10 protein-coding genes are annotated in these 13,259 nt (G+C 63.8%); 4 read left to right on the forward strand and 6 right to left on the reverse strand.

Going from position 1 to position 13,259, the window contains the following annotated elements:
• Positions 1-28 precede the first annotated feature (28 nt).
• Positions 29-1,918, reverse strand: coding sequence for a propionyl-CoA synthetase (locus U3654_RS00800; protein ID WP_324753472.1), 1,890 nt, complete (start codon positions 1,916-1,918; stop codon positions 29-31).
• A 143-nt stretch (positions 1,919-2,061) separates the two neighbouring features.
• Complete coding sequence (locus U3654_RS00805) at positions 2,062-4,338, reverse strand: NADP-dependent malic enzyme (protein ID WP_324753473.1); 2,277 nt, start codon at positions 4,336-4,338, stop codon at positions 2,062-2,064.
• 221 nt (positions 4,339-4,559) lie between these two features.
• On the opposite strand from U3654_RS00805, the gene upp reads away from it, so the two are divergent.
• Complete coding sequence (gene upp, locus U3654_RS00810; RefSeq protein ID WP_324753474.1) at positions 4,560-5,192, forward strand: uracil phosphoribosyltransferase; 633 nt, start codon at positions 4,560-4,562, stop codon at positions 5,190-5,192.
• Positions 5,193-5,270: 78 nt separating this feature from the next.
• The gene (locus U3654_RS00815; protein ID WP_324753475.1) at positions 5,271-6,539 is read left to right on the forward strand and encodes an SPOR domain-containing protein; all 1,269 of its coding nucleotides are present in this window, start codon (positions 5,271-5,273) and stop codon (positions 6,537-6,539) included.
• Between the two features lie 44 nt (positions 6,540-6,583).
• On the opposite strand, the gene U3654_RS00820 is transcribed toward U3654_RS00815, so the two are convergent.
• Positions 6,584-7,612 carry a hypothetical protein gene (locus tag U3654_RS00820; protein ID WP_324753476.1) on the reverse strand — a complete coding sequence of 343 codons (1,029 nt, stop codon included), beginning with the start codon at positions 7,610-7,612 and terminating at the stop codon, positions 6,584-6,586.
• Between the two features lie 221 nt (positions 7,613-7,833).
• On the opposite strand from U3654_RS00820, the gene U3654_RS00825 reads away from it, so the two are divergent.
• Positions 7,834-8,838 (forward strand): type I glyceraldehyde-3-phosphate dehydrogenase, encoded by a 1,005-nt coding sequence (locus tag U3654_RS00825; RefSeq protein WP_324753477.1) that lies wholly within the window; start codon positions 7,834-7,836, stop codon positions 8,836-8,838.
• 62 nt (positions 8,839-8,900) lie between these two features.
• Here the strand turns inward: U3654_RS00825 and U3654_RS00830 are convergent, their stop codons facing one another.
• Positions 8,901-9,584: a tyrosine-protein phosphatase gene (locus U3654_RS00830; protein WP_324753478.1), complete on the reverse strand. Its 684-nt coding sequence runs from the start codon at positions 9,582-9,584 to the stop codon at positions 8,901-8,903.
• Between the two features lie 131 nt (positions 9,585-9,715).
• Here U3654_RS00830 and U3654_RS00835 point away from each other — a divergent pair, with 131 nt between their 5' ends.
• Positions 9,716-10,933 (forward strand): pyridoxal-phosphate-dependent aminotransferase family protein, encoded by a 1,218-nt coding sequence (locus tag U3654_RS00835; protein WP_324753479.1) that lies wholly within the window; start codon positions 9,716-9,718, stop codon positions 10,931-10,933.
• Here U3654_RS00835 and U3654_RS00840 read toward each other — a convergent pair.
• Both U3654_RS00840 and U3654_RS00845 read right to left on the reverse strand, forming a co-directional pair.
• On the reverse strand, positions 10,930-12,036 hold the full coding sequence (locus U3654_RS00840; protein WP_324753480.1) for a pyridoxal phosphate-dependent aminotransferase: 1,107 nt from the start codon (positions 12,034-12,036) through the stop codon (positions 10,930-10,932). The two genes, U3654_RS00835 and U3654_RS00840, sit on opposite strands and share 4 nt — an antisense overlap.
• Before the next feature lie 38 nt (positions 12,037-12,074).
• Complete coding sequence (locus tag U3654_RS00845) at positions 12,075-13,259, reverse strand: amino acid aminotransferase (RefSeq protein WP_324753481.1); 1,185 nt, start codon at positions 13,257-13,259, stop codon at positions 12,075-12,077.

Genomic DNA, 13,259 nt, shown 5'->3' on the forward strand with positions numbered 1-13,259 from the left:
GCCGTCTGTTAAGGCGGTCCCGATTAGGTCATTTCGGATAGCCGATGGTTTTAAGCGCCTCCGCGATTTCATCCAGAACCGCCGGATCGTCGATGGTCGCGGGGGGCTTGAACGTCTCGCCATCGGCGATGCTGGCCATGGTGCGGCGCAGGATCTTGCCCGAGCGGGTCTTGGGCAGACGGTCGACGACCACGGCCAGTTTAAAGGCGGCAACCGGGCCGATTTTGTCGCGCACGATGGCGACGCATTCGGAGGTGATTTCGTCCGCTGGACGGTCCACCCCCTTGGTCAGGCACACGAAGCCAATAGGCACCTGGCCCTTTAACTCGTCCTTGGCACCAAGGACCGCGCATTCGGCGACGTCGGGATGGCTTGCCAGAACCTCTTCCATCAGGCCAGTGCTGAGGCGGTGGCCGGCCACGTTGATGACGTCGTCGGTGCGCGCCATGATGTAGAGGTATCCGTCCTCGTCGATCATGCCCGCATCGCCAGTCTCATAATAGCCGGGGAAGGTTTCGAGGTAGGATTTGCGAAACCGACCTTCGGCATTCCAGAGCGTCGGCAAGGTGCCGGGGGGTAGGGGCAGTTTGATCGCGACGGCGCCCAGTTCACCCACCGGCTTGGGCGTGCCATCATCCGCGAGGATCTGGATATCGTAGCCGGGCATCGGGACGGTGGGCGAGCCCACCTTGACCGGAAGCGGCTCAATCCCTACCGGGTTGGCCGCGATGGCGCAGCCGGTTTCTGTCTGCCACCAGTGATCGTAGACCGGCTTGTCCAGCACCTTTCGTGCCCAGTGGACCGTGTCGGGATCGGCCCGCTCGCCCGCGAGGTAGAGGGCGCGCAGACAGGACAGGTCGTATTTCTTTAGCAGATCGCCATTCGGGTCCTCGCGCTTGACCGCGCGGATGGCCGTGGGCGCGGTAAAGAAACTGCGCACGTTGTGCTCGGAGATGACGCGCCAGAAGGTGCCTGCATCGGGGTTGCCCACCGGCTTGCCTTCGAACACCACCGTGGTGTTGCCGTGGATCAGCGGTGCGTAGCAGATATAACTGTGGCCGACGACCCAGCCCACATCTGACGCGGCCCAGAACACGTCGCCCGGATCGACGTTGTAGACATTTTTCATCGTCCAGTTGAGCGCGACAAGGTGACCTGCTGTCGGGCGGATCACGCCCTTGGGCGCGCCGGTGGTGCCGGAGGTATAGAGGATATAAGCCGGGTGATTGCCCTCGACCGGGACGCATTCGGCAGGCTCTACGCCACCTTGAAAATCGTGCCAGTCCACGTCACGGCCCTCGATCAGCTCGGCGGTCTGCTGCTCGCGCTGAAGGATTACGCAGAATTCGGGTTGATGTGTCGCCTGGTTTATAGCGCCATCGACGAGGGGTTTATAGGCGACCATGCGCGAAGGTTCGATCCCGCAGGAGGCGGCGATGATCGCCTTGGGGGTGCAATCGTCGATACGCACGGCCAGTTCGGTCGCGGAAAAGCCGCCGAACACGACCGAGTGGATCGCCCCGATGCGCCCGCAGGCCAGCATCGCCTCAAGCGCCTCAGGCACCATGGGCATGTAGATCATGACGCGGTCGCCCTTTTCCACGCCCTTGGCGCATAGCGCACCGGCGAGGCTGGCGACGCGGGTCTGTAATTCGCTATAGGTGATGTGCTGTTTCGTGCCGGTCACGGGGCTGTCATGGATGATCGCGACCTGATCACCGCGCCCGGCTGCGACGTGGCGGTCGACGGCATTGTAGCAGGTGTTCACCCGCGCGTCGGCGAACCATTCATACATGTGATCGCCGCGATCGAAAAGCGCCTGCGTCGGCGGCGTCGCCCAGTCAATCGCCTCGGCCTGTTTAAGCCAATAGGCCTCTGGATCGTCCTGCCAGCTTTGGTAGATATCGGCGTAGCGCATAGTGGCCTCCCTGCTTGCTATCTCCTTTGTAAGGCGGGAGCGGGGCGCGCGGCAAGACCGTGCGTGTTGGGCAGGGTGCATAAGAAATAATCGGCCCGCCATTGAAATGTCGCCGCCCCTGAGACGGGACGGCGACGTGCGCCTCAGCCATAATGCGCCACGGGTGTGCCTGCGATAGCCGCCATATTGAGCAGGCCGCGCGGCGTGATTGAAGGCGATACGATATGGGCGCGGTTGCCCATGCCCATCAGGATAGGGCCAACCTCCAGCCCGCCGCCCTTCATCTTTAGAATGTTGCGCACGCCCGAGGCCGCGTCGGCGTTCGAGAATATCAGCACATTCGCCGCCCCCTTCATCCGGTTGCCGGGCAGAAGGCGCTCGCGCAGTTCCTCGTCGAGGGCGGCATCGACATTCATCTCGCCCTCGTAACAGAAATCGCGCGGCTTCGCGTCAAGAAGGGCGATGGCGGCGCGCTGGCGCTTGCCTGAATCTTCGCCTTGATTGCCGAATTGCGATTGCGAGCAAAAGGCAATGCGCGGCTCGATGCCGAACCGGCGCACATGGCGCGCGGCGCCAATGGCGGTCTCGGCCAGCTGTTCGGGCGAGGGAAAGACGCGCACATGTGTGTCGCCGATAAACAGCGGGCCGTCCTCGAGGATCATCATCGACAGCGCTCCGTGCGGGTAATGCTCGGAATCGCCCAGCACCTGATTGACGTACTTCAGATGCCAGCGATATTCGCCGAACGTACCGCAGATCATGCTGTCGGCCTCGTCGCGGTGCACCATGACGGCACCGATGGCGGTGGTGTTGGTGCGCATCACGGCCTTGGCCAGATCAGGTGTGACGCCGCGTCGCTGCATGATGTCGTGATAGCTGGTCCAATAGTCGCGGTAACGCGGATCGTCCTCGGGATTGACCAGTCGAAAATCCCGCCCCGGACGGATGTCGAGGCCCATCCGCTCGCAGCGCGTCTCGATCACCGAGGGGCGGCCGATCAGGATGGGCTGCTCGCTGGTTTCCTCCAGAACGGCTTGGGCCGCGCGCAGAACGCGCTCGTCCTCGCCCTCGGCAAATACGATGCGACGCGCGTCCTTTTTCGACGCCTCAAAGACGGGGCGCATCAGCAGTGCGGATTTGAATACCGATGCGTCCAGCTTGGCCTTGTAGATGTCCAGATTTTCCAGCGGGCGGGCGGCGACGCCGCTCTCCATGGCGGCGCGGGCGACGGCGGTCGACACGATGCCCGACAGGCGCGGATCGAAGGGTTTGGGGATCAGATATTCGGCGCCGAAGGTCATCGGTTCACCGTGGTAGGCTGCTGCCGCTTCGGCGGACGTCGTAGCGCGGGCCAGCTCGGCGATGCCGTCAACGCAGGCGATCTGCATCTCGTCGTTGATCTGCGTCGCGCCCACATCCAGCGCCCCGCGAAAGATGAACGGAAAGCACAGCACATTATTGACCTGATTGGGAAAATCGCTGCGCCCCGTTGCGATGATCGCATCCGGCGCGGCCTCGCGGGCGAGGTCGGGCATGATCTCGGGCGTCGGGTTTGCGAGGGCAAAGATGATCGGGCGCGGGGCCATTTTCCTGACCTGATCAGCGGTCAGCACGCCGGGCCCGGAGAGGCCAAGAAAGAGGTCGGCACCCTCGATCACGTCGGCCAGATTGCGCAGATCGGTCTTTTGCGCGAATTCGGCCTTTTGCGGGTTCATGTCCTCGGTGCGGCCCTCATACACCAGCCCCTTAATGTCGCATAACCAGATATTGCTACGCCTCACGCCTAGCTTCACAAGCATGTTGAGGCAGGCGATGCCTGCCGCGCCACCCCCGGTCGAAACGACCTTGATATCTTCCCATTTCTTTCCGGCGACGTGCAGCGCGTTTTTCGTCGCCGCGCCGACAACGATGGCGGTGCCGTGCTGGTCGTCGTGGAAAACGGGGATGCCCATGCGCTCGCGGCAGATCTTTTCGACGATGAAACAGTCGGGCGCCTTGATATCCTCAAGGTTGATCGCGCCGAAGGTGGGGCCAAGGGCACAGACGATCTCGGCCAGTTTTACGGGGTCCGACTCATCCACCTCCAGATCGAAACAGTCGATATCGGCGAACTTCTTGAACAGCACCGCCTTGCCTTCCATCACCGGTTTGGACGCCAGCGGGCCGATATTGCCAAGGCCCAGAACGGCGGTGCCATTGGTGATCACCGCCACCAGATTACCGCGGCTGGTGTAGCGGCTGGCAGTGGCAGGATCAGCCTTGATTTCAAGGCAGGCCTCGGCGACGCCGGGCGAATAGGCGCGGGCCAGATCGCGACCATTGGCCAGCGGTTTGGTCGCGCGGATTTCCAGTTTTCCGGGCTTGGGGAATTCGTGATAGTGCAGGGCCGCCTGGCGTAACGTATCGCTTGGGTCGCTCATTTTTTGCGGCTCCTTGTCCAAATTGGTTTAGTATTAAACTAGTTTGCTCATGGTGGCATCGTGGGCCGGTGTGAGAGTGCATCTTTGCACATATTTGCGCAATCGGGAATGAAACATGGGTTCGCAGCGCGCCATGCCGCCCGGATTATGATACACCATGTCCATTGCCCTCAGCCTTGGCATCTGAAAATAAGGACCCCAGCCAATCGTCGGAGGATTCCATGCGGCAGCACCTAACGATCGTCAAACACCCGCTCGTCCAGCACAAGCTGACCTTGATGCGCGAGAAAGACACCTCGACCGCCGTTTTCCGGCAGTTATTGCGCGAAATCTCACAGCTTCTGGCCTATGAGGTTACCGATGAGTTGCCCATGACCACGCGCGTGATCGAAACGCCAATGCGTGAGATGGACGCACCGGTGCTGGCAGGGCGCAAACTGGCGCTGATCTCGATCCTGCGGGCGGGAAACGGCCTGCTTGACGGGATGCTAGAGCTGATTCCCTCGGCGCGGGTCGGCTTTGTCGGCCTCTACCGCGACGAGGAAACGCTGCAACCGGTGCAGTATTATTTCAAGGTGCCGGATCAACTGGGCAAGCGGCTGGTGATTGTGGTCGACCCGATGCTGGCGACCGGCAATTCGTCCGCCGCCGCCGTAAATCTGCTGAAAGAAGCCGGAGCGACCGACATCCGGTTCCTGTGCCTGCTGGCCGCGCCCGAGGGCGTCGCGCGCATGAAGGAAGCACATCCCGACGTGCCCGTCGTCACTGCCGCGCTGGACGAGGGGCTGGATCACAAGGGCTATATCCTGCCGGGGCTTGGTGATGCAGGGGACCGCATGTTCGGCACAAAGTAACGCGCTTGCCCCGACCGCTTGCCTGTTTACTCGGAGCCTGAATTGAGGCAACAATATAGCACATCTTGTGGGGGCACTATGAAAATTACACGCTTGATAGCGCTTGCGGTCATCGCCGCGTCCTGCGGTCTGGGGGTTGCTCAGGCGCAAGCCCTTCGTGACGCAGGCGAGCCGGCCGAGTTTCCGCCCAGTTCCTACACCGGGCGGCAATATGTCGACAGCAAGGGCTGCGTGTTTGTGCGCGCCGGGATTGATGGCAACGTGACTTGGGTGCCGCGCGTATCGCGCGCGCGCAAAACGATCTGCGGCCAGCCGCCGACGCTGCCTACGGCGCGCGTTCCCGAGAAAGCGTCGGCGGCTCAGCCGAAACCGGCCGCTGCGATCCAGCCTGCGCCCAAACGTGTGGTCCGCGCCCAGCCTGCGCCGCCGCCGCGCAAAATTGTCGTTCAGGCACCGCGCGCCTCGCCCGTTTTGGCACCGGTCGCGCAGCCAGCCGTGAAAGCTGTCTCCAGAACCGTGCGCCGCACGACCACGGTACGCGGATGCGCGGGCGCCGGTGCGCTGTCGTCACGCTATACCGGCACTACGTCTGGCTACGCCGTGCGGTGCGGTCCGCAGGCGACCGCGCATGTGACGCGTGTGCCCGGCACGCAGGCCGCACGCCACGCACCGCGCCCAACGGCCATTCCGGCCTATGCGCCGTACGCCACCCGTGCCGTGCCGCAACCCCGGAGAGCCAGACGGGTGGTGCGGGTCGATCCCTACACCACGCGCGTCGCGCCGCGTCATGTTGCGTTGAGGCAGGCGCGCGCCGTGCAGGATGTCGTGATCCCCGAGGGCTACAAACGCGTCTGGATGGACGGCCGCCTCAATCCGCATCGCGGGCATCAGACCTTCGCAGGCAAGGCACAGATGGCGATGATGTGGACAAATACCGTGCCGCGTCGCCTGATCCTGACCGATACGGGCCGCGACATGTCGGCGCAGTATCCGGGCCTGATCTATCCCTACACCAGCTATGAACAGCAGCGCGCAGCGATGGGGGCGCCCTCGCATCGCGTGATCGTCTCGACAACGCCGCGGCACTCCGCGCAGGCGAGCAGGACAGCGGTATCGACAGGCGGGCAGAACTACGTTCAGGCGGGCGTCTATACCAGCCGCGCGCAGGCGCAGCGGGCGTCGCGTCGCCTTGCCGGGGTGGGCCTGCCCGCGCGGCTGGGCAGCATGACACTCAGCGGCCAGCATTACAGCGTGTTGCTGAGCGGCCCGTTTGCCAATGCTCAGGCGGCGCAGGGCGCGCTGGCGCGGGTGCGCGGCGCGGGCTTTGGCAACGCGCGGCTACGCTAAGGTTGCATGGCAGCGAAAAGGTGCAAGCGTCGGGTCTGAAAGGGTTACGTGCCGCAGATGCCCTGAAGACGCAGCCAGTCGCCATCGCTGAGGATCGGCGGCGGAACCTCGTCAGCAAAGGGGTCGGCCTCGATCAGCGCCAGCGTGCTCTCGCCCGAGATGTCGCGCGCATAGGCATAGGGCGCGGCGCGTACTGACCATGCTTTGAACCCCTCTAGCAGCACCTCGTTCGCCAGCGGCACGGCGGGCGCGTCGGCCAGCAGATATTCAGCATAGGCGCGCAAGGCGTCCTCGCCCGGATCGCCGGTGGTCAGCAGGCGGAACGCTGCGATCAGGCCCGCGTGGTCCAGTAGGCGTCCCAATGGGTCGTGGGCGCGAGCGCGCAGGCGCGCGGCCACGATGTAGCCTGCGACGACGTCGGGCTCTTCATAGTCCTCGACTAGCGAGCGGTCGATCAGGATTGTGCCGCCGGGCAGCGTGGCCGTGGTGGCGACGCCACCGTGCACCACCCGCAGCGCGCCGGTGCCGCGTGTCGGGGGCAGGCGTTGCGCCAGCTTGGCCAGCGCCTCAACGCCGGCGGGTGCGCGACAAGGCAAGCCGGTTACAGACTGCATTTCGCGCTCAAGCGACGCGCCAATCTGGATGCGTTTGACCGACGGCACGACGCGCAGCGCATGATCGCGCACCGCGCCCGGCAGCCAGAAGATCGCCAATGCTGCGACCACGGCCACCGAGGCCAGCATCATGCCGAGGCGCAGACGTCCGGGCCGGGGCCGTTGCCGTGCGATCCCGGCGCGGAGCTTCTCGATCGCGTCGATCATCTGCGCTTCTGACTCGGCCAGTTCCAGTGTCTCGCCGGTGTCTCCGTCGGGGTGATAGATGGCGGGCCTTTGACCGGGATTGGCGCGGTTGACCGCGGGAATAGACCAATGCGTCAGCACCCGGTCGCGCATATCGGTGATGACCAGCGTCGCATTGCCCATTGAAACTACAACTTCGCTACGCTGGTCGCTGGGCGCGGCACGCCAGAGGCCCGGCGCCTCAAGCCGCTGGTATTCGCGAAGTGCGGTCATAGTTGCCTTTGCCCTGCCTTTTTTGGCACAGACTAGCATGGGATTATGGGGGGCGGCAACGGCTTGGCGCGCCATCGTAGGCGCGTGTGCGCGTGGGGGGTGCTGGATGCCTCTTGAGCGAGGATATCAGGCGGCCAGTAGATGAATGGATGGCTAAGGGGGTGGCGGGAAGCAGCCTGATACGCTAGCGATTATGCGTCGCTTAAGGGAAAGACCGCGCCATGTCTCAGCCGCCAGTCAGGATTGCCATCAACGGCTTTGGTCGGATCGGTCGCGCGATTTTGCGTATCGTTCTGGCCGGGCGTGCAGATGTGGAACTGGCCCTGATCAACGAGATCGAGCCGCTTGAAACCTGCGCGTATCTGTTCGAGTACGATAGCATCTATGGCACATGGCCGGGCGAGGTGGCTACCGGTCCGGGCGCGCTGATCGTCGACGGGCGGCACGTGCCGTTTCATTCAGTGCCGGATCTGCGGCAGTTGGATCTGAGCGGTGTCGATCTGGTGCTTGAATGCACCGGCATGGCGGGCAAGCGCGCCATGGCCGAGCGCGGGTTGGAAGCGGGCGCGCGCGCCGTTCTGGTGTCGGGCCCTGCGGCCGAGGCCGATGTGACGCTGGTGCTGGGCGCGAATGATGCCGCGCTCGCGGATCAGCGCATCATTTCCAATGCGTCCTGCACGACCAACGCACTGGCCCCGCTGGCGCGGCTTCTGGACGAGGCATTCGGCATCGTGTCGGCGCAGATGACGACGGTGCATTGCTATACCGGCAGTCAGCCCACGGTAGACAAGCCGCGCGGCAACCTTGAGCGTAGTCGCGCAGCCGCCCTGTCGATGGTGCCGACCACAACCAGTGCGCGCAGCCAGATGGATCTGGTGCTGCCCACCCTCGCCGGCAGGATCGAGGCGCGTGCGATCCGCGTGCCGACTGCAAGCGTGTCGTGCATCGATCTGACGGTGCAGACCGGGCGGGCGGTAACGGTGGGCGAGGTGAACGAGGTTCTGCGCAGTGCGTCAGAGGCGGGTCCCTATGCGGACGTCTTTGGCTGGACTGAGCGGCCTCTGGTGTCGTCGGACCTGCGCGCGCGGCCCGAGTCCGTCATTATGAGTGGGCGCGAGACATCCGTATCGGGGGGCGGGTTGCTGCGTGTGTTCGGCTGGTATGACAACGAGTGGGGCTTTTCCTGCCGGATGCTGGATATGGCGGTGCGCATTGGCACGCGTTAAAGTGTTCTGCGTCTAATCTGAGGTATAGATTTGATGCAAAACGCCCACAGCATTGAAAGGCTCTAGAACCAAGGTTTGAAATTTGCTTCGAAATCGGCCTGCACTTGAACGTTGTCATATTCGGTCAGCACCCATTCCTCAAACCCGATGCCGGTCTGCGCGTGACGCGCCTCATAGAGATCGAGGATGTAGTCCAGCACACCAGTGCGCGAGCGTTTGACGTGCAAAAATCTGAGACCCAGCATTTTACGGGCCTCGGCCACGGGTCGCCCCTCCATCACCATCAGATAAATAGCCGAAGCAAAGCCGGCGCGGTCGGCCCCTGATTTGCAATGCATGACAAACGGCTTTTCGATACTGCGAAAGGCGGCGAGCAGCGCCGCGATATCCTTGCGCGGGGCAGCAAAGCGGGCGTGTAGCGTGACGTCGACCAGGGTCAGACCCAGCTCTTGGCAGCTTTCCTTTTCGGTCAGATAGTGCGCCGCTCCGCCGGAACCGCGCAGATTGAGGATGCTCTTGATCCCCATTTCTTTCATCTGGGCAAAGCGTTTATGCGTCGGATGGTTCGAGCGGTAGACGCCCGGCGCAACCTCGAACTGGTTGGTCCAGATACCGCGCAGGATGGCATGGTCGAACCAGAGGTTGTAGATATGCGCGCGGCGGCGGTTTTCGGGCGTCGAAAGGTCGGTGTTGTAGGATTGGCGCAGGTTGCGTTCCCACGTGGCCAGTCGTTTAAAAAGGGGCATGAGGGCCTCTGCGCTGCGGCAAGAACGCTCCGTCTAATCGCGTGCGCCGCGCATGGCAAGCGCGCGGGTGGATTGACGCGGGCAGCGATGGGCGTAAGGGTGCGTGCGATATTGCAAAAGTGAGGCTGGAGATGAGCGTTTCCGACACCCAAGGCGCATTGTCTGGCGGGCGATCCTATCTGGCCATTCCCGGCCCGTCGGTCGTGCCTGACCGGGTGCTGAACGCGATGCACCGCGCGTCGCCGAACATCTATGCCGGTGCGCTGATCGACATGGTCCAAACGCTGATCCCGGACCTCAAACGCGTGGCACGCACCCAGCATCACGTCGCCATCTACATCGCTAATGGCCATGGCGCGTGGGAAGCCGCGCTGAGCAATACACTGGCACCGGACGACACGGTGCTGGCGCTGGTCACGGGCCGCTTCGGCCATGGCTGGTCGGAAATGGCGCGCGCGATGGGCATCGACGTTCAGATGCTGGATTTCGGGCGCGCGTCGCCCATCGATCCCAACCGCGTTGAAGAGGCTTTGCGCGCGGACACATCGCACCGGATCAAGGCCGTGCTGGCCACGCATGTTGACACGTCCAGCTCAGCGCTAAGCGATATGGAGGCCATCCGCGCGGCCATCGACGCGGCGGGACATCCTGCGCTGTTGATGGCCGATTGCATTGCCTCTCTGGGCTGTGACCGGTTCGAGATGGACGCGTGGGGCGTCGATGTCGCCGTGACCGGCAGCCAGAAGGGGCTAATGATGCCGCCTGGTCTGGGCTTTGTCTTTTTCAGCGAAAAGGCGGCTGAGGCACGGCGCAGGCTTGCCCGTGTCAGCCCCTATTGGGACTGGACGCTGCGCGCCGCGCCGGGTGAGTTTTACCAACACTTTTTCGGCACCGCGCCGACGCATCACCTATATGGACTGCGCGCCGCGCTGGACATGATTCAGGATGAGGGGCTCGAGGCTGTTTGGGCGCGCCATGACCGCCTTGCCCGCGCCATCTGGGCGGCGTGCGAGGTTTGGGCGACAGGCGGCGCGCTGCGGATAAATATGGGCGATCCCGCGCATCGCAGCCGAGCGGTCACCGCGTTATCGCTGCCAGCGCCGGGTGCCAGCGATCTGCGTACCTGGCTGGAGGCCAATGCGGGCGTCACGCTGGGCGTTGGTCTGGGGATGGCCGAGGCGAATGATCCGGCGTGGCACGGGTTTTTTCGTATCGGGCATATGGGGCATGTGAATGCGCAGATGGTGCTGGGCGTTCTGGGCAGTATTGAGGCCGGTATGGCGGCGCTGGATATTCCACGCGGCGAGGGCGCAGTAGGTGCCGCCGCGCAGGTGATCGCCAAAGGTTAGCCGCGCGCGTCCTGCAATGCGCCGGGCAGGGCTGCGGCGAGTTTTTCCAGATCTTCGGGGCGCCCGCAACTGACGCGGATGCAGCGATCCTGCGGCGCGACGAACGGCATCCGCACAAAGATATCCCGCGCGATCAGCCCGGCCAGAACGGCGCGCGCGAAATCGCCGCCTTTGCCGCAATCCACGGCGACGAAATTGGTGGCCGAAGGCACGGCCGTCAGGCCGTTATCGGCGGCGATGCGCGTGATCTGATCCCGCGCCGTCGCGACCTCGCGCCGGATATGGGTCAACCAATCGGTGTCCTGAATGGCCGCCAACGCGCCCGCCTGCGCGGCGCGGTTCATGCCGAAATGATTGCGGATTCTTTCGAACTCGGCGATCAGCGACGTGGCGCCCATCGCATAGCCCACACGCGCGCCCGCCATGCCATAAGCCTTGGAAAAGGTGCGCATCCGGATCACGCGAGGATCGTTGACATCAACCGGCGCGGCGGTGCCATGGGGCGCGAATTCGACATAGGCCTCGTCGAGGACCAGCAGGCAGCCCTCGGGCAGGCTGTCCAGCGCAGCGGCTACATCCGCGCCCTTGGCCCAAGTGCCCATTGGATTGTCGGGATTTGCGAAATAGACCAGCTTGGCATCCACCTGCGCCGCGCGTGCCATCAGCGCGGGCAGGTCTTCTTGATCGGCGCGATACGCCACCTTGTGCAGCGTGCCGCCATAGCCGGTGACATGGTAGTTGAACGTCGGATAGGCGCCATCAGACGTGACCACCGCATCGCCCGGCGCGATCATCATACGCACCAGATACCCCAAGAGACCGTCGATCCCCTCGCCGATGACGATGTTTTCGGGCGTGGCATTGTGTTGCGCTGCCAGCGTGCAGCGCAGATCGTAACTGGACGAGTCGCCATATTGCCAGATCTCGCTTGCCGCCTTTTGCATTGCGGTGATGGCGTGCGGTGAGGGGCCAAAGACATTCTCGTTTGCGCCAAGGCGAGCGGTGTATTGCGCGCCGCGCAACCTCTCCTGCACCTCCGGGCCCACAAAGGGGACGGTGGCGGGCAGCGACTGAATCAGCGGTGTGGTGCGTGCGTTGGACATATCGCCAGATAACGACAAGCGCGCATCACGTGCAAGGCTCAGAGACCGGCCTCAAGCATCGCAGCGGCGAGGATTGGCACATCGTGCATGTTCAGCCCCGCGATGTTGATACGGCTGTCACGCGCCATGTAGATTGCGTGCGCGTCGCGCATCTGCATGACCTGCGCCAGGCTGGCCCCGATCATCGAGAACATGCCGCGATGCTGCGCGATAAAATCGAAGCGGTCCGAGTTCGACCGCGCGCGCAACTCCTGTACCAGCGCGCCACGAAGCGACAGCATGGTGGCGCGCATATCGTCCAGCTCGGCCTGCCAATCGGCGCGCAATTCAGCGTCGCGTAGCACCATGGCGACCAACCGCGCGCCATGATCGGGCGGGAACGAATATGTCTGCCGGTTCAAATGCGTCAGCGCGCCTTGGGCGAGGGTATGCGCGCCTGTGTCCTGCATCACGGCCATCAGGATGCCGGTCCGCTCGCGGTAGATGCCGAAATTCTTGGAGCAACTGACGGCGATCAGCACTTCGGGGCAGGCGGCGCAGATAGCGCGGGTCGCCGCAGCGTCGGCGTCCAGCCCTTCGCCGAAGCCAAGGTAAGCCAGATCAACCATCGGCACGGCCCCGGCGGCGTTAATCACGTCGATCAGCGCGCGCCAGTCATCTGCCCCGAGATCGGCACCAGTGGGGTTATGACAGCATCCATGCAGCAGCACGACGTCGCCCTCGCGCAGCTGCGCGAGATCGGCGAGCATGCCAGCGGTATCGACACCATGCGTGGCGGCGTTGAAATAGCGAAACGGCACGGCCTCCATCCCCAGATAGCTGAGGATGCTCAGATGGTTGCCCCATGTCGGGCCTGTCACGAACACACGCGCGTCTGGGCGCGCCATGCGCACCAGATCAAACCCCAGCCGCACCGCCCCGGTGCCGCCGGGCGTGGCGATTGAGGCGACACGATTACCGGGAAAATCGTCCCCCAGCACAAGCTGGCGCATCGCTGCCAGAAAGTCGGGATCGCCGGGCAGGGAGGTGTAGGTTTTGGTCGTCTCGGCGTTCCACAGCGTCTGCTCGGCCTGTTTCACGGCCCGCATGATTGGGGTCGCGCCGCTGGCGTCCTTGTAGACACCAACGCCGAGGTCAATCTTGTTCGGGCGCGGATCGACGCGCAACTGCTCGCTTAGTTGCAGGATAGCGTCGGGGGATTGGGCAGGCAGGTGGCCCAGCAT

Origin of the sequence: Roseovarius sp. Pro17 (assembly GCF_035599575.1) — a bacterium.
Classification (GTDB): Bacteria; Pseudomonadota; Alphaproteobacteria; order Rhodobacterales; family Rhodobacteraceae; genus Roseovarius.

What these genes read in the sequence shown, in the direction of transcription:
- U3654_RS00800 (WP_324753472.1), bottom strand. Translation starts at nt 1,918, where the DNA reads ATGCGCTACGCCGATATCTACCAAAGCTGGCAGGACGATCCAGAGGCC.
- U3654_RS00805 (WP_324753473.1), bottom strand. Translation starts at nt 4,338, where the DNA reads ATGAGCGACCCAAGCGATACGTTACGCCAGGCGGCCCTGCACTATCAC.
- upp (WP_324753474.1), top strand. Translation starts at nt 4,560, where the DNA reads ATGCGGCAGCACCTAACGATCGTCAAACACCCGCTCGTCCAGCACAAG.
- U3654_RS00815 (WP_324753475.1), top strand. Translation starts at nt 5,271, where the DNA reads ATGAAAATTACACGCTTGATAGCGCTTGCGGTCATCGCCGCGTCCTGC.
- U3654_RS00820 (WP_324753476.1), bottom strand. Translation starts at nt 7,612, where the DNA reads ATGACCGCACTTCGCGAATACCAGCGGCTTGAGGCGCCGGGCCTCTGG.
- U3654_RS00825 (WP_324753477.1), top strand. Translation starts at nt 7,834, where the DNA reads ATGTCTCAGCCGCCAGTCAGGATTGCCATCAACGGCTTTGGTCGGATC.
- U3654_RS00830 (WP_324753478.1), bottom strand. Translation starts at nt 9,584, where the DNA reads ATGCCCCTTTTTAAACGACTGGCCACGTGGGAACGCAACCTGCGCCAA.
- U3654_RS00835 (WP_324753479.1), top strand. Translation starts at nt 9,716, where the DNA reads ATGAGCGTTTCCGACACCCAAGGCGCATTGTCTGGCGGGCGATCCTAT.
- U3654_RS00840 (WP_324753480.1), bottom strand. Translation starts at nt 12,036, where the DNA reads ATGTCCAACGCACGCACCACACCGCTGATTCAGTCGCTGCCCGCCACC.
- U3654_RS00845 (WP_324753481.1), bottom strand. Translation starts at nt 13,259, where the DNA reads ATGCTGGGCCACCTGCCTGCCCAATCCCCCGACGCTATCCTGCAACTA.